Origin of the sequence: Streptomyces deccanensis (assembly GCF_022385335.1) — a bacterium.
Lineage (GTDB): Bacteria > Actinomycetota > Actinomycetes > Streptomycetales > Streptomycetaceae > Streptomyces > Streptomyces deccanensis.
Genome location: NZ_CP092431.1, coordinates 6050893 through 6067990 on the forward strand (window position 1 = coordinate 6050893; position 17098 = coordinate 6067990).

The 17098-nt window shown below is 71.2% G+C and carries 15 protein-coding genes; 11 read left to right on the top strand and 4 right to left on the bottom strand.

What is annotated here, in order from left to right:
• Nucleotide 1: 1 nt before the first annotated feature.
• Both L3078_RS26965 and L3078_RS26970 read left to right on the top strand, forming a co-directional pair.
• A complete protein-coding gene (locus tag L3078_RS26965) occupies nucleotides 2-1069 on the top strand; it encodes an NAD-dependent epimerase/dehydratase family protein (protein ID WP_239756525.1) in 1068 nt (355 codons plus the stop codon).
• Nucleotides 1070-1083: 14 nt separating this feature from the next.
• Complete coding sequence (locus L3078_RS26970) at nucleotides 1084-2163, top strand: lysophospholipid acyltransferase family protein (protein WP_239756527.1); 1080 nt, start codon at nucleotides 1084-1086, stop codon at nucleotides 2161-2163.
• 89 nt (nucleotides 2164-2252) lie between these two features.
• On the opposite strand, the gene L3078_RS26975 is transcribed toward L3078_RS26970, so the two are convergent.
• The 3 genes from L3078_RS26975 to L3078_RS26985 all read right to left on the bottom strand — a co-directional run bounded on the left by L3078_RS26975 (nucleotide 2253) and on the right by L3078_RS26985 (nucleotide 5942).
• Nucleotides 2253-3491 (bottom strand): DUF5667 domain-containing protein, encoded by a 1239-nt coding sequence (locus L3078_RS26975; protein WP_239756528.1) that lies wholly within the window; start codon nucleotides 3489-3491, stop codon nucleotides 2253-2255.
• A 314-nt stretch (nucleotides 3492-3805) separates the two neighbouring features.
• Nucleotides 3806-4582: an ECF subfamily RNA polymerase sigma factor, BldN family gene (locus tag L3078_RS26980; protein ID WP_239756529.1), complete on the bottom strand. Its 777-nt coding sequence runs from the start codon at nucleotides 4580-4582 to the stop codon at nucleotides 3806-3808.
• A gap of 424 nt (nucleotides 4583-5006) precedes the next feature.
• A complete protein-coding gene (locus tag L3078_RS26985) occupies nucleotides 5007-5942 on the bottom strand; it encodes an HAD family hydrolase (RefSeq protein WP_239756530.1) in 936 nt (311 codons plus the stop codon).
• 197 nt (nucleotides 5943-6139) lie between these two features.
• Between L3078_RS26985 and L3078_RS26990 the strand changes: the two genes are divergently transcribed.
• The 6 genes from L3078_RS26990 to hemB all read left to right on the top strand — a co-directional run bounded on the left by L3078_RS26990 (nucleotide 6140) and on the right by hemB (nucleotide 13131).
• Nucleotides 6140-6421: a glutaredoxin family protein gene (locus tag L3078_RS26990; protein ID WP_239756531.1), complete on the top strand. Its 282-nt coding sequence runs from the start codon at nucleotides 6140-6142 to the stop codon at nucleotides 6419-6421.
• Between the two features lie 323 nt (nucleotides 6422-6744).
• Nucleotides 6745-7500 (top strand): redox-sensing transcriptional repressor Rex, encoded by a 756-nt coding sequence (locus L3078_RS26995; protein WP_239756533.1) that lies wholly within the window; start codon nucleotides 6745-6747, stop codon nucleotides 7498-7500.
• A complete protein-coding gene (locus L3078_RS27000; RefSeq protein WP_239756535.1) occupies nucleotides 7497-9254 on the top strand; it encodes a glutamyl-tRNA reductase in 1758 nt (585 codons plus the stop codon). Before L3078_RS26995 ends, L3078_RS27000 begins: the two co-directional genes overlap by 4 nt.
• A complete protein-coding gene (gene hemC / locus L3078_RS27005) occupies nucleotides 9251-10210 on the top strand; it encodes a hydroxymethylbilane synthase (RefSeq protein ID WP_239756536.1) in 960 nt (319 codons plus the stop codon). The genes L3078_RS27000 and hemC overlap by 4 nt, the downstream gene beginning before the upstream one ends.
• Nucleotides 10207-11970 (top strand): bifunctional uroporphyrinogen-III C-methyltransferase/uroporphyrinogen-III synthase, encoded by a 1764-nt coding sequence (locus L3078_RS27010; protein ID WP_239756538.1) that lies wholly within the window; start codon nucleotides 10207-10209, stop codon nucleotides 11968-11970. Before hemC ends, L3078_RS27010 begins: the two co-directional genes overlap by 4 nt.
• A 168-nt stretch (nucleotides 11971-12138) precedes the next feature.
• Nucleotides 12139-13131, top strand: a complete 993-nt coding sequence (hemB, locus tag L3078_RS27015; RefSeq protein ID WP_239756539.1) for a porphobilinogen synthase — start codon at nucleotides 12139-12141, stop codon at nucleotides 13129-13131.
• 25 nt (nucleotides 13132-13156) lie between these two features.
• Here the strand turns inward: hemB and L3078_RS27020 are convergent, their stop codons facing one another.
• On the bottom strand, nucleotides 13157-13900 hold the full coding sequence (locus tag L3078_RS27020; RefSeq protein WP_239756540.1) for a DUF4232 domain-containing protein: 744 nt from the start codon (nucleotides 13898-13900) through the stop codon (nucleotides 13157-13159).
• Between the two features lie 247 nt (nucleotides 13901-14147).
• Here L3078_RS27020 and L3078_RS27025 point away from each other — a divergent pair, with 247 nt between their 5' ends.
• The 3 genes from L3078_RS27025 (at nucleotide 14148) to L3078_RS27035 (ending at nucleotide 17079) form a co-directional block, all read left to right on the top strand.
• The gene (locus L3078_RS27025) at nucleotides 14148-15644 is read left to right on the top strand and encodes a helix-turn-helix domain-containing protein (protein ID WP_239756541.1); all 1497 of its coding nucleotides are present in this window, start codon (nucleotides 14148-14150) and stop codon (nucleotides 15642-15644) included.
• Between the two features lie 84 nt (nucleotides 15645-15728).
• Nucleotides 15729-16085 (top strand): DUF805 domain-containing protein, encoded by a 357-nt coding sequence (locus L3078_RS27030; RefSeq protein ID WP_239756543.1) that lies wholly within the window; start codon nucleotides 15729-15731, stop codon nucleotides 16083-16085.
• 91 nt (nucleotides 16086-16176) lie between these two features.
• Nucleotides 16177-17079, top strand: a complete 903-nt coding sequence (locus L3078_RS27035) for an SAM-dependent methyltransferase (protein WP_239756545.1) — start codon at nucleotides 16177-16179, stop codon at nucleotides 17077-17079.
• Nucleotides 17080-17098: the final 19 nt, after the last annotated feature.

The following is a 17098-nucleotide window of genomic DNA, read 5'->3' on the forward strand; positions in this document are numbered from 1 at the left end:
CTTGGGGAAGGTCGTGCTCGTCACCGGTGTGGCCCGTCAACTGGGAGGCCGGTTCGTGCGGCGGATCCAGCGCGACCCGCAGGTCGACCGGGTCATCGCGGTGGACGCGGTGCCGCCCGGACACCACCTGGGCGGCGCGGACTTCGTCCAGGCCGACATCCGTCAGCCCGCCATAGCCCGTCTGCTGGCGGAGTACAACGTGGACACCGTCGTGCACATGGACGTCACGGGCACCCCGCTGGGCAGCGGCGGCCGCGCCACGCTGAAGGAGACCAACGTCATCGGCACCATGCAGTTGCTCGGTGCCTGTCAGAAGTCCCCGTTGGTCAAGCGGCTGGTCGTGAAGTCCAGTACGAACGTCTACGGTTCCGCGCCCCGCGATCCGGCCGTGTTCACCGAGACCACCCCGCCCAAGTCGCTGCCCAGCGGCGGCTTCGCCAAGGACACCGTCGAGGTCGAGGGGTACGTCCGCGGATTCGCCCGGCGGCGGCCCGATGTGGCCGTGTGCGTGCTGCGGTTCGCGAACATCCTCGGGCCGAGCGCCGATTCGCCGCTCGCCTCGTACTTCTCGCTGCCGGTGCTGCCGACCGTGCTGGGCTACGACCCCCGGCTGCAGTTCGTGCACGAGGACGACGTCATCGAGGTGCTGCGGATCGCCTCGCACGAACCGGCGCGGGGCACCCTCAACAGCGGCACGTTCAACATCGCGGGCGACGGCGTCCTGCTGCTCTCGCAGTGCGCGCGGCGGCTCGGCCGGCCGACGGTGCCGCTGCTGATGCCGGCGGTCAGCTGGGTCGGCTCGATGGTCCGCACGCTGGGCTTCACGGACTTCTCGCCGGAGCAGCTGCGGCTGCTGACGCACGGGCGGGTCGTGTCGACGAACCAGATGCGCGAGACGCTGGGCTACCGGGCCCGTTACACGACCGCCGAGACGTTCGCGGACTTCGCGCGCAGCAGGGGCCCCGGCCTCCTGCCCCCCGAGGCCCTCGCTGGGGCCATCGACCGGATCGCCGCCCTGCCCGTGCCCACCGTGGGTGGCGGTCAACCCCCGACGCAGAGCGCCAACTGAGGAGCGCATCAACGATGGCGGATGCCAAGGTCATTCCGTTCGACGACGACCGGACGCGCGGGGGTGCCGTGCAGCGCCCGCCGCGCCGGCGGAGCACGGGGAGTCGGCGCAAGGGCGAGAGCGCGGTCGTCCGGGACGTCCGTGAATCCGGCGAGGTCCAGGCACTCCCCGGACGGGCGGCGGCGACGGATGATGTTCCTGTGACACGGGAGAAGCCGGAGCCGCCCCAGGAGGCCGCCGAGGCACAGGACGGCGGCGGGCTGGAGCGACGGATCGCGGGCGGGCTCGCGTTCCTGCGCAAGCGCCTCACGGGCGACTACGAGGTCGACGACTTCGGCTACGACGCCGAGCTCACCGACCAGGTGCTGATGTCCTTGCTGCGGCCGGTGTACGAGAAGTACTTCCGGGTCGAGGTGAAGGGCATCGAGAACATCCCGACGGACGGCGGCGCCCTGATCGTCGCCAACCACTCGGGGACGCTGCCGATGGACGGCCTGATGATGCAGGTCGCCGTGCACGACAACCACCCCACGGGCCGGCATCTGCGGCTGCTCGCGGCGGACCTGGTCTTCATGCTGCCGGTGGTCAACGAGCTGGCCCGCAAGCTCGGGCACACCCTCGCGTGCGCGGAGGACGCCGCACGGCTGCTGGAGCAGGGCGAGCTGGTCGGTGTCATGCCGGAGGGCTTCAAGGGGCTCGGCAAGCCCTTCGGGGACCGCTACAAGCTCCAGCGGTTCGGTCGGGGCGGCTTCGTCTCCACGGCCCTGCGGACGGGGACGCCGATCATCCCGTGCTCGATCGTGGGCGCGGAGGAGATCTACCCGATGATCGGGAACTCCAAGACGCTCGCCCGGCTGCTCGGTTTCCCGTACTTCCCGATCACGCCGACGTTCCCGTGGCTCGGCCCGCTGGGTGCCGTACCGCTGCCGACGAAGTGGACCATCCAGTTCGGCGAGCCGATTCCGACGGACGGTTATCCGCCGGAGGCCGCCGAGGATCCGATGCTGATGTTCAATCTGACCGACCAGGTGCGGGAGCAGATCCAGCACACGCTGTACAAGCTGCTGGTGCAGCGGCGGTCGGTGTTCTTCTAGGTCCTTCCCGCGGACAGGGTTCTGCCCGCGGACGTACGACGGTGGGGTGCCCTTCTTCGAGAAGGGCGCCCCACCGTCGTACTACGGGGTCATTCGCCGCTGTCGCCGTCGATGCCCAGGCCGGGCAGGAGGCCCGGGAGGAGGGGCGGGAGGGTGACGTCGGGGTCGTCGGGCGGGGTGGACTTGTCGGTGGACGGGGCCGTGCTGGCGGTGTCGTCCTGGGGCGGGTCCAGCAGGCCGCCGGTGGTGCCGCCGACGAGGCCTTCGCCGCCGCTGTCCGAGTTCGACGTGGACGGCTTGGGCTTGCCGCCGGTGTCCTCGGAGCCGCCGACGGAGCCGCCGGTGGAGCTCGGGGCCGGGCGGCCGCCGGGGGCCGTGGTGCCGGGGGAACCGGAGCCCGGGGAACGCTGCTTGCCGTCGCCGCCCTGTGCGGGGGGCTGCGGAAGCAGTGACGAGTGCGGGGCGACCTCGTCGTCTATGGCGTCGAAGACCGACGAGACCTGCTGACTCACGTCCCCGAGCTGCACGGGCAGCCGGTCGCGGAGCGCGCCCCAGGCCTCGCGGTGGGACCGGGAGAAGGCGGACAGGGCCTGGATCGGGCCCAGGGAGTCCGGATCTCGCTCGAAGGCCTCGTGGAGCAGTCGGTGGCCCTCGGCGGCGTCGTGGCGCATCCCGGTGAGGGCGCGCCGGATCTCGCCGAGCGACTCGTGGTCGAGGTGTCCGCTCCGGCCGCGCTCCATGAGGCGGCGGGCCTCGCCGAGCCGGGTGGACGCCTGGTCCAGATAGAGCCGGCCCCGGTCGTCGCTGTCGTCGGCCAGGGTCAGTTTCACGTCCTCGATGCCGCGCTTGAGGCCGTAGAGCGAGTCACCGGGGAGAGCGTCCGAGCTGGCGGCGGCCACACCGCCGAAGGCGCTCGCGGCCACACCGACGCTGAGCCCGCCCGCGGCGAGTCCCTTCGTCAGACGGGACCTTGGTCGCAACTTCCCCAGCGGGCTCGCCCGGTGAGCACCTCGTGCCTTGCCCGATCGCTGCTCGGGCACCGAAGGGTCCGCCTCGCGCCCCGCGAGCGTGCCGTCCCGCAGCATGGCTTCCATCGCGGCCACCAACTGGGCGCGATGGACGACCTTGACCTCGGGGTCGAGCACGGGCTTGGGCAGCTCGTCGAGACCGGTGGTGAGGGCCACCATGCGGCCCTGCTCGGTCTGTTCCGCTGCCGGGGCCCGTACCGATCCCTCGGGCTGCTCGGCCGCCGTGCCCCGGTCGGACAGCTCCTCCAGGGCCTGGGCGAAGGCGTTCGCCCGCCGGTGCGCCGATACGTTCGCGATCACTGGCGGCACCTCCTCTCGTCATGACGGTCGACTCCCCAGGGGGTCCTGAGGGTTGCACGTCCCCGACCGAGCCACACGATCGAGTGATCGGTGTCGGCCAGGCGCGACCACAGGGAGCCTGTATCCCGCACAACGAGCGGCGCGGCACTTGGGTTACGGACGGCGGATGATCGGACGAGGAAGTCAACGGACTTCTACGCACGGTGAGTTGAGCGTCGCGGAGCGTATGTGGCCGATGCGGTCGGTCGAGTCGGTCGAGTCGGTCGACTCGGTGGGCCGGAGGGCTCGGCCGTGGTGGTCCCGGTGGGCGGGCTTCAGCGGGCGTCGTCCGGGAGGAGGCGGGCGAGGGTGCGGACCGCGCGGTACTGGAGGGTCTTGATCGCGCCCTCGTTCTTGCCCATGACGCGGGCGGTCTCGGCGACGGAGAGGCCCTGGAGGAAGCGGAGGGTGACGCACTCCTGCTGCTGGGGGTTGAGCCGGCGTACGGCTTCCAGGAGGGCGGCGTTGGAGAGGGACTCCAGGACGGAGTCCTCGGGGGAGCGCTCGACCTCGTTGGCGTCGAGCATCTCGCCGGTGGTGACCTCCAGCCGGAAACGGCTGGACTTGAAGTGGTCGGCCACCAGGTTGCGGGCGATGGTGACCAGCCAGGCACCGAAGTCGCGGCCCTGCCAGGTGAACGTGCCGATGCGGCGCAGGGCGCGCAGGAACGTCTCGCTGGTGAGGTCCTCGGCGGTCGCCTTGCCGCCGACCCGGTAGTAGATGTAGCGGTAGACGGTGTCGCTGTACTGGTCGTACAGACGGCCGAAGGCGTCGGCCTCGCCGGACTGGGCGCGTTCGACGAGGTCCATCATGCGGGCGCTGTCGCTGTCCGCGGCGGGACGGCGGGTGGTCGTGGCGGTGGATCCCGAACGGCCTCGTCTGCTGACCGTCGCGCTGCCGTCGGCCAGTGCGTAGCACGGGCCGACGGGCGCGGCGGAGGTGGCGAGGGCGGGGACGGCGTACGCGGTGGGGACGAAGCCGCGCAACAGTTGGTTGACCGTCGCGCGCAGCGTAGCCAGGCCCGAGGCGTCAACCCCGACGTGTGGGTACACGGGACTCCCAGAGGCAGAGCTTCCATCACGTGCAGTGCGGAACCTTTCACCCGTCGTAGCGACGGAGGGGCACCGGTTTGCGTTTGAGGAGAATAACGCTTCGTGCAGGCACTGCTACACCCAGTTGCTCAAATCATCGATTACGTCGCTTCTGTTACCGATTGACGGCCGCTCAAGTACCGCTCGGTGATCGGATGTTGATCGATTGAGTTCGTGTTCCGTCTGGGTGCGGGGCGTGTTGTGGTCGGGTGCGGACGGCGTGACTGAGGGGGGTTCGGTGGGGGTATGACGGCCCGAATGCCGGGGTGACGGGCGCGGACGCGCCGAACGCGCGAACGCCGGAGGGGCTGGGAAGACCCAGCCCCTCCGGCGTTCGAGAAACGATCAGCCGTTCAGCCGCGACGACCGTTCAGCGCGCCGACGTTCAGCGGCGGCGGCGGTGCAGCGCGATCGCGGCTGCCGTGCCGCCGGCCACCGCGCCCACGCCCGCGGCCGCGGGGAGGCCGACCTTGGCGGCCTTGCGGGCGGTGCGGTAGTCGCGCAGCCGCCAGTCCATGTCGCGGGCGTGCCTGCGGAGTTTGCTGTCGGGGTTGATGGCGTACGGGTGACCCACGAGCGACAGCATCGGGATGTCGTTGTGGGAGTCGCTGTACGCGGCGCAGCGCGAGAGGTCGAGACCCTCGGCGGCGGCCAGGGCGCGGACGGCCTCGGCCTTGGCCGGGCCGTGCAGCGGCTCGCCGACCAGTTTGCCGGTGTAGACGCCGTCGACGGACTCCGCGACCGTGCCCAGCGCGCCGGTCAGGCCGAGGCGGCGGGCGATCACTTGGGCGATCTCCACCGGTGCGGCCGTGACGAGCCAGACCTTCTGGCCGGCGTCGAGGTGGGCCTGGGCCAGGGCGCGGGTGCCCGGCCAGATGCGCTCGGCCATGTACTCGTCGTAGATCTCCTCGCCGATGATCGTCAGTTCGGCGACGCGGTGGCCCTGGACGATGGAGAGCGCGGAGTTCTGGGCGTCCTGCATGTGTTCGGGGTCCTCGGACCCCGCCAGCCTGAACCACGCCTGCTGCCAGGCGAACCGGGCGAGGTCGCGGGTCTCGAAGAACTTCCGCTTGTACAGGCCCCGGCCGAAGTGGAAGAGCGAGGCGCCCTGCATGACGGTGTTGTCGAGATCGAAGAAGGCGGCGGCCTTGTCGTCGCCGAGAACCGGGAACTCCGGTTCCTGGACGGCGTCGGGCGCGGGGGAGATGTCCTCCAGTGCCTGGGAGGACTTGCGCGCTGCCTCCGCAGAGGCCTCGCCTGCCAAAACGCTCCGCGCCGTGGCGGAGCGCCTACGGGGAGTGAGCCATCCGAGAGCGGCCATGTCGTGAGCATAGCCAGTCTGTTCGGTGCTTCCGGAGTCGTGGGGTTTGCGGGCTGTGAACTCTCCGCGACCGTGTCGTTAAAGAAGGGGTCCCGGCGGCGTGTCCGCGTGCGGAAGAGGGAGGAACGGGTGGGGAGAAGGGCAGGTCGTGCGCTTGGTGGTGAGGAGGAGGTGTGGACTTCCGGCGCGGAGCGACAATGGCCGGCATGAGTGCCATGTTCCGGCGGACGCCGAAGAATCCCGGTGAGCGACTCGTCACACTGATCGGCAAACCGGGGTGCCATCTGTGCGACGACGCGGAGGCGGTGATCGGGAAGGTCTGCGGTGAGCTGGGCGTTCCCTGGGAGAAGAAGGACATCACCCAGGACGAGGAACTGCACCGGCAGTACTGGGAGCAGATCCCCGTCGTGCTCGTGGACGGCGCGCAGCACACCTTCTGGCGTGTGAACGAGGAGCGCCTCCGCAAAGCCCTCACCTAGAGGTGCCCGAGATGTGACCTGACCGACCAGTCCAAGTGGTCCCAAAAGTCGCTTAGGATCGACGGGCTGGTTGGTCTCGGGGGCGGGATTCGTGAGGAGAGTGTGCGGTTTTGCCCCCGTCATGCAAGGCGTCAGGTGAGGAACGACGGCACGTGTGTGCCGGTTCCGCGCGCGTGCGTCGGGCGTGCGTGACCCCGGTCACGTTGGCCGGGCAAATCGGACACCATCTTTGTGCACGCGTTCACAAAGACATAGCCTGCTGTCGACGGGGCGGTCTGGGGACGCATGACCGCCCGCAGCCCCGCTCTACCCGCAGGAGCACCGTGGCAACTGGCCGAACTCACCGACCGGCGACCCGTAGCCGAGGGATTCCCGAGGCCACCGTCGCCAGGCTTCCGCTGTACCTCCGTGCCCTCACCGCGCTGTCGGAGCGCTCGGTGCCCACCGTTTCATCCGAGGAACTGGCGGCCGCCGCGGGGGTCAACTCCGCGAAGCTGCGCAAGGACTTCTCGTACCTGGGCTCGTACGGCACCCGGGGTGTGGGCTACGACGTCGAGTATCTCGTCTACCAGATCTCGCGTGAGCTGGGGCTGACCCAGGACTGGCCGGTCGTGATCGTCGGTATCGGTAACCTCGGCGCCGCGCTCGCCAATTACGGCGGGTTCGCCTCGCGCGGGTTCCGGGTGGCGGCGTTGATAGACGCCGACCCGGCGATGGCGGGCAAGCCGGTCGCGGGGATCCCGGTCCAGCACACGGACGAGCTGGAAAAGATCATCGACGACAACGGTGTGTCCATCGGTGTGATCGCCACCCCCGCCGGTGCCGCCCAGCAGGTGTGCGACCGGCTGGTCGCCGCCGGTGTCACCTCGATCCTGAACTTCGCGCCCACCGTCCTGTCCGTGCCGGACGGTGTCGACGTGCGCAAGGTGGACCTCTCCATCGAGCTCCAGATCCTCGCCTTCCACGAGCAGCGCAAGGCCGGCGAGGAGGCCGCGGGCGAGGCCGAGGCCGTACCGCTGGCTCCCAAGGAGTCCGGGAAAGGGCCCGACGGGGATGTCCCCGCCGTGATGCCGGCATGAGTCTTCTGGTCGTCGGACTGAGTCACCGCAGCGCTCCGGTGAGCGTGCTGGAGCGGGCCGCGCTGTCCCTGGACGCGCAGATCAAGTTGCTTCAGGACACGGTCGCCGCCGAGCCGGCCACGGAGGCCGCCGTCCTCGCCACCTGCAACCGCATCGAGCTGTACGCCGACGTGGACAAGTTCCACGCGGGCGTCGCCGAGCTGTCCACGCTGCTCGCCCAGCACAGCGGGGTGGGGCTCGACGAGATCACCCCGTACCTGTACGTGCACTACGAGGACCGGGCCGTCCACCACCTGTTCTCCGTGGCCTGCGGGCTCGACTCCATGGTCGTCGGCGAGGGGCAGATCCTCGGACAGATCAAGGACGCGCTGGCCCGCGCGCAGGAGCTGCACACCGCCGGACGGCTGCTGAACGACCTGTTCCAGCAGAGCCTGCGGGTCGGCAAGCGCGCCCACTCCGAGACCGGGATCGACCGGGCCGGGCAATCGCTGGTGACCTTCGGCCTGGAGCAGTTCACCGCCGGTGCGGACGTCGCGGGCTGGGCCCGGGGCAAGCGGGCCGTCGTGATCGGCGCCGGGTCGATGTCCTCGCTGGCCGCCGCGACCCTCGCACGGGCCGGCGTCGGCGAGATCGTGATCGCCAACCGGACGTACGACCGGGCCGAGCGCCTCGCTCACCTGCTCGAAGAGCAGTACGGGCAGAACCCGACGGGGCAGGGCGGAACGGAGGTGCTGGCCCGCGCGGTCCCGATGGAATCGGTGCCGGACGAGCTGACACGTGCGGACGTCGCCATCTCCTGCACGGGCGCCACGGGCCTGGTGCTGACCGCCGAGATGGTCGCCGCGGCCGTCGCGGGGCGGGTGCCCGAGGGCGCGCTCCCCGCGGAGACCGAGACGCGTGCCGACGTACGGCCGGTCCTGCCGCCCACCTCCCTCGGCAGCGACGACGACTGCCCCCTCGATCTGCCCGCCGTGCAGGGCGGAGGCTTCTCCGTGCTCGGGGAGGCCGCGGTGGCCGGGATGGACGCGGCCACCCTGGAGCAGCACGCGGCCTGGGTCGACAACGCCACCGTGGACCGGCGCGCGAGCCGTCGTACGCCGGAGCGTGAGACCGCGCGTACGCCCGCCGCCGACGCCGAGCTGATCGCCGCGCTCGTCGCGACCGTCGCCGTCACCGGGCGGATCACCGAGCTGCGCCGGCCCGAGCCCGTCGTCGAGGTGCCCCGGCCCGCGCCCGTGCTGGCGCTGCTGGACCTGGCGATGCCCCGGGACATCGACGCCGCCGCGCACCGGCTGGCCGGGGTGCGGCTGGTCGACATCGAGTCGCTCGCCGAGGTCTCCGCCGACGCGCCGATGGCCTCCGACGTCGACCTGGTGCGGAGGATCGTTTCGGACGAGGTGGCCGCCTTCGGCGCCGCTCAGCGGGCCGCGCACATCACACCGACCGTGGTGGCGCTGCGTGCCATGGCCGCCGATGTCGTCGCCGGCGAGATCGCCCGCCTGGAGGGCCGGCTGCCGGGCCTCGACGACAAGCACCGCGGCGAGATCACCCAGACCGTGCGGCGCGTCGTCGACAAGCTGCTGCACGCCCCGACCGTACGGGTCAAGCAGCTCGCGGCCGAGCCGGGCGGCGCCGGGTACGCGGACGCGCTGCGCACCCTGTTCGACCTGGACCAGGAGACGGTCGCGGCCGTCTCCCGGGCCGAGGACAGCAGCACTTCAGAGAACGACGCCGAGAACCGAGGGCGATCATGAGTGACCAGGCACTGAGGCTGGGGACCAGGCGGAGCAAACTCGCCATGGCCCAGTCCGGGCAGGTGGCGGACACGGTCCGCCGGCTGACCGGGCGGCCCGTCGAACTCGTGGAGATCACGACGTACGGCGACGTCTCCCGGGAGCAGCTGGCGCAGATCGGCGGCACGGGCGTGTTCGTCACGGCGCTGCGCGAGGCGCTGCTGCGCGGCGAGGTCGACTTCGCCGTGCACTCCCTCAAGGACCTGCCGACCACGCACCCGGACGACCTGGCGCTGGCCGCCGTGCCGGTGCGCGAGGACGCGCGCGACGTGCTGGTCGCCCGGGACGGACTGACGTTCGAGCAGCTCCCCGCGGGCGCCCGCGTCGGCACCGGTTCGCCCCGGCGCATGTCCCAGCTGAACGCGTACGCGCGCAGCCACGGGCTCACGATCGAGACGGTGCCGATCCGCGGGAACGTCGACACGCGGATCGGATACGTACGGAAGGGCGAGCTGGACGCAGTGGTCCTGGCCGCCGCCGGACTGAACCGGATCGGACGGAGCGACGAAGTGACCGACTTCCTCTCGGTCGACACTGTTTTGCCCGCCCCCGGCCAGGGGGCACTGGCGATCGAATGCGCCGCGGACAACGCGGAACTGATCGCCGCGCTCGGTGGGCTCGACGACCCGTACACACGGGGCGCCGTGACCGCCGAGCGGTCCCTGCTCGCCGCCCTGGAGGCCGGTTGCAGCGCACCTGTGGGTGCGTTCGCCGACCTCCTGGCCGACGGGCAGATTGTCAAGGAGATGCGCCTGCGCGGCGTCGTCGGCACGATCGACGGCTCGACGCTGGTGCAGCTGTCCACCACCGGTCCCGTGCCCGAGACGTACGACCAAGCAATGGCGCTCGGCCGTGAACTCGCCGCCGAGATGCTCGCTAAGGGCGCGGCCGGTCTGATGGGGGAGCGAGCACATTGAGCCCCACCACCCTTCCCGCCGGTCCGGACCACGGTCACGTCACCTTCCTCGGTGCCGGACCCGGGGATCCGGGACTGCTGACACTTCGCGCCGTCGAGGCACTGGCGAACGCGGACGTTCTCATCGCCGAGCACGACGTGCTCGACGTGGTGCGTACGCATGCCCGTGCCGGCGTCGCCCTACTGGACACCGACTCGAGCCCGCCGTCGGCCCTGACCGCGGCGTCCTCAGCCACTGCCTCTGCCTCTTCCGCGGCTACTTCAGCGGATACGTTTTCGGGCACAGGCACGCCTCAGCTGACGGTTGTTGACGGCGCGTCAACAACCGTTGGTGCACCCGCTGTGCGGGATGCGGCACATCTTGTCATGGAGGCCGCGCGGGGCGGCAAGCGGGTCGTGCGTGCGGTGTCCGGGGACCCCGGGCTCGACACGTACGCCACCGAGGAGATGCTGGCGTGCGCCGCCGCGGGCGTGCCGTTCGAGGTGGTCCCGGGCGTGGCGGCGGCCGTGGGCGTGCCCGCGTACGCCGGTGTGCCGCTGCGGGACGCGCAGGGCGCGGACGTCCGGTTCGTCGACGCGCGCACGGCGTCCGACCGCTGCTGGGCGGAGGTCGGGGTGTCCGACGGGACGGTCGTGGTCTCGGCGACGCTGGAGACCGTGGCCGCGGCGGCGGGCGAACTGGTCGCCGCCGGCCGCAAGCCGGACACGCCCATGACGGTGACCGTCGCGGGTACGACCACCCGGCAGCGCACCTGGACCGCGACGCTCGGCACGATCGCGCCGACGCTGAAGCAGGCGAAGGTGCTGCCCTCGCCGGAGGGCGGCCGGCCGGTGATAGCCGTGGTCGGTGAGCGTTCCGCCGCGGCCCAGCGCGACCAGCTGTCGTGGTTCGAGAGCAAGCCGCTCTTCGGGTGGCGGGTCCTCGTGCCGCGCACGAAGGAGCAGGCCGCCTCGCTCTCCGACCAACTGCGCTCGTACGGGGCCGTACCGCACGAGGTGCCGACGATCGCGGTCGAGCCGCCGCGCACGCCGCAGCAGATGGAGCGGGCCGTGAAGGGGCTCGTCACCGGCCGCTACGAGTGGATCGCGTTCACCTCGGTCAACGCCGTCAAGGCGGTGCGGGAGAAGTTCGAGGAGTACGGGCTCGACGCCCGTGCCTTCGCCGGGATCAAGGTCGCGGCGGTGGGCGAACAGACCGCTCGGGCGCTGATCGCGTTCGGTGTGAAGCCGGACCTGGTGCCCAGCGGGGAGCAGTCGGCCGCCGGTCTGCTGGAGGACTGGCCGCCGTACGACCCGGTCTTCGACCCGATCGACCGGGTGTTCCTGCCGCGGGCCGACATCGCCACGGAGACGCTGGTCGCCGGGCTGATCGAGCTCGGCTGGGAGGTCGACGACGTCACGGCGTACCGGACCGTGCGCGCGTCGCCGCCGCCGGCGGAGACCCGTGAGGCCATCAAGGGCGGTGGTTTCGACGCGGTGCTGTTCACCTCGTCCTCGACCGTGCGGAACCTGGTGGGTATCGCAGGGAAGCCGCACAACGTGACGGTGATCGCCTGTATCGGGCCCGCGACGGCCAAGACCGCGGAGGAGCACGGGCTGCGGGTGGATGTGATGGCCCCGGAGCCGTCCGTCCACAAGCTGGCCGAGGCGCTGGCGGACTTCGGTCTGCGGCGACGGGCTGCCGCGGTGGAGGCCGGTGACCCCGTCACCCGGCCCAGCGAGCGGCGGCCCGGGGCGCGGCGACGGCGGTCGACGACGTAAGCGGTGGGCCGACGTGAGGGGCTGTGCCCCTTGACCCCCTGAGTGCCTCCGCACTCGGGGGGTTCTGTCGTGGGGCAGGAAAAGGAGGCCTGCGGCCCTTTCGGTAGCGCGGTCCGCTCCGACGGATCGTCGGCAAAGGCACGGTCGGGCCGGGCGTAGCGTAGGTGTATGTCGAAGTACGGATCGTTTCCCGGTACGCGGCCCCGCCGGCTTCGTACGACGCCTGTGATGCGGCGGATGGTGGCCGAGACGCGGTTGCATCCGGCGGACTTCATTCTGCCCGCGTTCGTGCGGGAGGGAGTCAGCGAGCCGGTGCCGATCGCGGCGATGCCGGGGGTCGTGCAGCACACGCGGGACAGTCTCAAGAAGGCCGCCGTGGAGGCCGTCGAGGCCGGGGTCTCCGGGATCATGCTCTTCGGGGTGCCGGAGGACGGGAAGAAGGACGCGCTCGGGACTCCCGGCACCGATCCCGACGGGATTCTGCAGGTCGCCCTGCGGGACGTACGGGCCGAGGTCGGGGACGAGTTGCTCGTCATGTCCGATCTCTGCCTCGACGAGACCACCGACCACGGGCACTGCGGAGTCCTCGACGACCAGGGTCGCGTCGACAACGACGCGACCCTGGAACGCTATGCCGAGATGGCCCAGGTGCAGGCCGACGCGGGCGCGCACGTGGTCGGGCCCAGCGGGATGATGGACGGCCAGATCGGGGTCGTCAGGGACGCCCTCGACCAGATCGGGCGAGAGGACGTCGCGATCCTCGCCTACACCGCCAAGTACGCGTCCGCCTTCTACGGGCCCTTCCGGGAGGCCGTCGGCTCCTCGCTGCGGGGGGACCGCAAGACCTACCAGCAGGACCCCGCCAACGCCCGGGAGTCGCTGCGCGAACTCGCCCTCGATCTGGAGGAGGGCGCCGACCTGGTGATGGTCAAGCCGGCCGGCCCCTACCTCGACATCCTCGCCCGGGTCGCGGACACCGTGGACGTGCCGGTGGTCGCGTACCAGATCTCCGGGGAGTACTCGATGGTCGAGGCCGCCGCCGAGAAGGGCTGGATCGACCGGGAGCGGGCCATCCTGGAGACGCTCACGGGCATCAAGCGGGCGGGTGCGCAGAACATCCTGACCTACTGGGCCGTCGAGGCGGCTCGCATGCTGCGCTGAGCCCGGTACGGGAGGGTGTTCCCGGTCAGTACTGGAGGGCGTCCTCCATGGTCGACTGCCAGTAGGTGACGGCCACCGAGTTGTCGACGTGGACGCCCTTGGCCGGGAGGGCCGGGGACGCGGGGGAGCCGGCGTCGCTGCCGGCCTCGCTGCCCTGGAAGTGGATGACGACCTTCTTCTCCGTCGTGCCCTCGCCGCCGCTGCCGTCGGCGGCGGAGAGAAGGACACCCGCGTAGCCCGACTCGCCGGGGGCCAGGGTCACCACGGCCTGCGGCTGCGACTCCTCGATCACGCGCGGCGCCGACTGGGCCTCGCCGAACCGGACCGTGGGGTTGTAGTAGAGGTCGCAGTACTTCGAACCGGTGTTCTTCACGGTGATCAGCATGTGGTTGAGCGGGCGGGCCACCGGCTGCGCGGTGACGGTGGTGGTGGAGCCGTTGCACGTGACGCGGTTCTCGGGGTCGGAGGAGCCGTCCGTGGTGCCGCCCTTCGAGGAGGCCTTGTCGGCCGTGGTGCCGCCGGCGGTGGAGCCGCCGCCCGTGCTCGTGGAGCCCCCGGTGCCGCTCGTGCCACCGGTGGTCGAGCCCGAGGAGCCCGTGCTCTGCGAGGTCGAGGCCGAGGTCGAACCGCCCCCAGCGCCCTCGTCCCTCGCGCCCATGCCGTTGTCGCACGCCGTGAGGGCGAGGGCGGCGAGCGCCGCTCCCGTCACGGCGAGGAGACGAGCGGGGCGGGCGGCGCGGGCGGAACGAGCGGTGCGGAGCGTGCGCATGAGAGGTCCCTTTCGGACGAAGCAAGTGGAGAAGGCTGAGAACAAGTGCTCGAAGCCGTGCCGCTCGACCGGTGTGCCGGGAGCGGCGTGCTTGGATGACCAAAGCTTGTGGGGTGTTCCGTCCCGGCCGCCACAGTCGACGGACGATCAGGGACGCTGGAACGCTCGCGATGGCTTTGACCTGGGGGAACGTCCCTTCCCTGGAACGCGGAACGGGACGCGCGGGACGTGAGGGACGGAGGAAGACGTGTCGGGGAGCGGTACCGCGAACGGTCTGGGGGCCGATTTCGCCGAGCTGCTGCGGGAGTTGAAGGAGCGCTCCGGACTGAGTTACGGGGTGCTCGCCAAGCGGCTCCACATGAGTACGTCGACGCTGCACCGGTACTGCAACGGGGACGCCGTACCGACGGACTACGGCCCCGTCGAGCGGCTGGCCCGCCTCTGCAAGGCCTCCCCTGAGGAGTTGGTCGAGCTCCACCGGGCGTGGGTGCTCGCGGACGCGATGCGTCGGCGCAAGGGGGGTGACTCCGTCGGGGTGGCGGAGGCGGGGCGGAGTTCTGCGGCGGCGGAGCCGGGCTCGGCGGCTGTCGAGCCCGAGGTTCCGGAGGCCGGCGGATCGGGCGCCGAGGTTCCGGAGACCGAGGCCTCGGCCAACGGGGTCCCGGAGAGCGAGGTCTCCGGGGCAGCCGCAGAGGCCCCGGAGCCCGGCGTTTCGGACGCCGTGGTCGGTGATGTGGTGTCCGGCGGGGGTGCGCGGCGGGGGCCGGTTCGGCGGCGTACGCGGGTCGCTCTGGTCGCCGGGGTGGCCGTGGCCGCCGTGCTCGGGGCGGTGACGCTCGCCCTGAGTCTGCCGTCCGGTGGGAAGGAGGACGGGGCCGGGCGTACGGCCGGTGCCGCGTCCGTCAGCAGCGGGGGTGGCGAGGAGGAGGACGGCAAGGGCTCCGCCGCACCGACCGGCGCCTCGCCCTCCGTCTCCGCGAGCGAGCCGGGCGGCAGGAAGGGGAAGGGCGGCGGCACGGGGGCGGGAACCTCGGCCGCCGAGACCCCGACCAGCCCCGGTGGTGCGGGCGGGGCGGATGGCGCGGGCGGGGCGGACGCCTCCCTCCCGGCGCCGCTGAACGTGAAGGTGGAGCCGTACACCTGGGAGGAACCCTGCGCCCAGCGGTATCTGGCCGACCGGCCGCCGGCGGAGGTCGGGCCGCCGCCGCTGGAGCAGGACGCGCCGGCCTGGGTGTCGTCGGAGGGCGCCGTGGCGTCGGGGAAGCAATTGGTGACGCTCACCGTGCAGGGCACCGGCGAGGAGACCGTCGTCGTACGGGGTCTCAAGGTCCGGATGACCGACAAGCGGTCGCCCCTGGCCTGGAACGACTACGCCATGGGCTACCCGGGCGTCGGCTGCGGGGCCGGTGTCCCGACCCGCTCCTTCACGGTCGCCCTCGACGCCGCGCGGCCCGCTGTGCAGCCCAGGGCGGGCAGCAGGAACTTCCCCTACTCGGTCAGCCGGTCCGACCCGGAGGTGTTCTACGTCGTCGCCGACGCCTCCGCGTACTACGTCAGCTGGTACCTGGAGCTGGAGTGGACCGCCGGCTCCCGCAGCGGCACGCTGACGCTGAACGACGACGGCCGGCCGTTCCGGACGAGCGGCAACAACGGGCGCCCGGCGTACGAGTATCCGCTCGGCGGGCCGAAGTGGGTCCCCAGGGGGACGGCCCTGGGGGAGGGCGAGGGCGAGACAGCAATGTGATTGACGAGTTCTCGTCAATCGACATAGGTTCTGCGCCTGCCCCCGATTTCCGGGGCGGACCTATGCCGATTTTCGGGGGAAACCATGAACTGGTTCATCGAAGTGCTCAAGAAGTACGCGGTCTTCAGCGGGCGGGCGCGTCGCCAGGAGTACTGGATGTTCACGCTGATCAGCTCGCTCATCTATGTCGTCGTGTACGTCATCGGTCTCACCGCCGACACGGTGGTGCCCGAAGTGCTCTTCAGCCTCGCCCTCTTCCTGCCGTCCCTGGCGGTCAGCGTCCGGCGGCTGCACGACACCGACCGGAGCGGCTGGTGGGTCCTCATCGGGCTCGTCCCCTGCGTCGGATTCATCATCATGATCGTCTTCATGGCCACCGAGGGGCAGCGGGACGCCAACCGGTACGGTCCCGACCCGAAGGCGTATCCGGCGCGCGCCTGAGGCGGCAACTCCCCTGGGGGGTTAGGTTGTTGGTCATTCGATGTCCCATTCAATGACCCATTCGACGACCCGACTCCCCAGGGAGAGCTTCATGGCCGGTGATGCGCTCAGCCAGGACCCCGCCGAGCTGCGGAAGAGGATCGACACCACCAAGGCGCACCCGGCACGGGTCTACGACGTCTTCCTCGGCGGCAAGGACAACTACCCCGTGGACCGGGAGGCGGCCGCCGCGGCGCTGGCCGCCAATCCGCGCGGCTATCTGGACGTCCGGCACAACCGGGACTTCATGCGCCGCGCCGTGACCACGCTCGCCAAGGACGAGGGCATCCGGCAGTTCCTCGACATCGGCACCGGGCTGCCGACCGCCGAGAACGTCCACCAGATCGCGCAGGCGAACGTCCCCGACTCGCGGGTCGTGTACGTCGACAACGACCCGGTGGTGCTCGCCCACGCCCGTGCGTTGCTCACGAGTGGGCCCGAGGGCGCCACGGACTACATCGACGCCGACCTCACATCACCCGCAGGGATCCTCGAAGCGGCCGCGAAGACGCTCGACTTCGACCAGCCGATCGCGCTGTGCCTGGTGGCGATCCTGCACTTCGTGGAGGACGAACAGGCGTACCCCGTGGTGCGGGAGCTGGTGCGGGCGCTGCCCGCCGGCAGCCGGCTGGTGCTCAGCCATCTGACCGAGGACCTCAACCCCGCGAACATCCGCGCGGTCCAGGAGACCTACACCAAGCGAGGGTTCACCTTCGTGCTGCGGTCCAAGGACGAGGTGGCCCGGTTCTTCGAGGAGAGCGGGCTCCTGCTGGACGAGCCCGGGGTGGTGCCGGCGCACCACTGGCGGTTCTCGGACGGTGCGCCGGTGCCCCCGGCGGTGGAGCCGCACGTGCTGGCCGGGATGGACGACATCGAGCGGGTTCGGTATCGGGACATCAACGACGTGACCGACGCGGACATCAACGTGTACGCGGCGGTGGGGCGCAAGGGCTGAGGGAGGGCGGGCCGCGTCC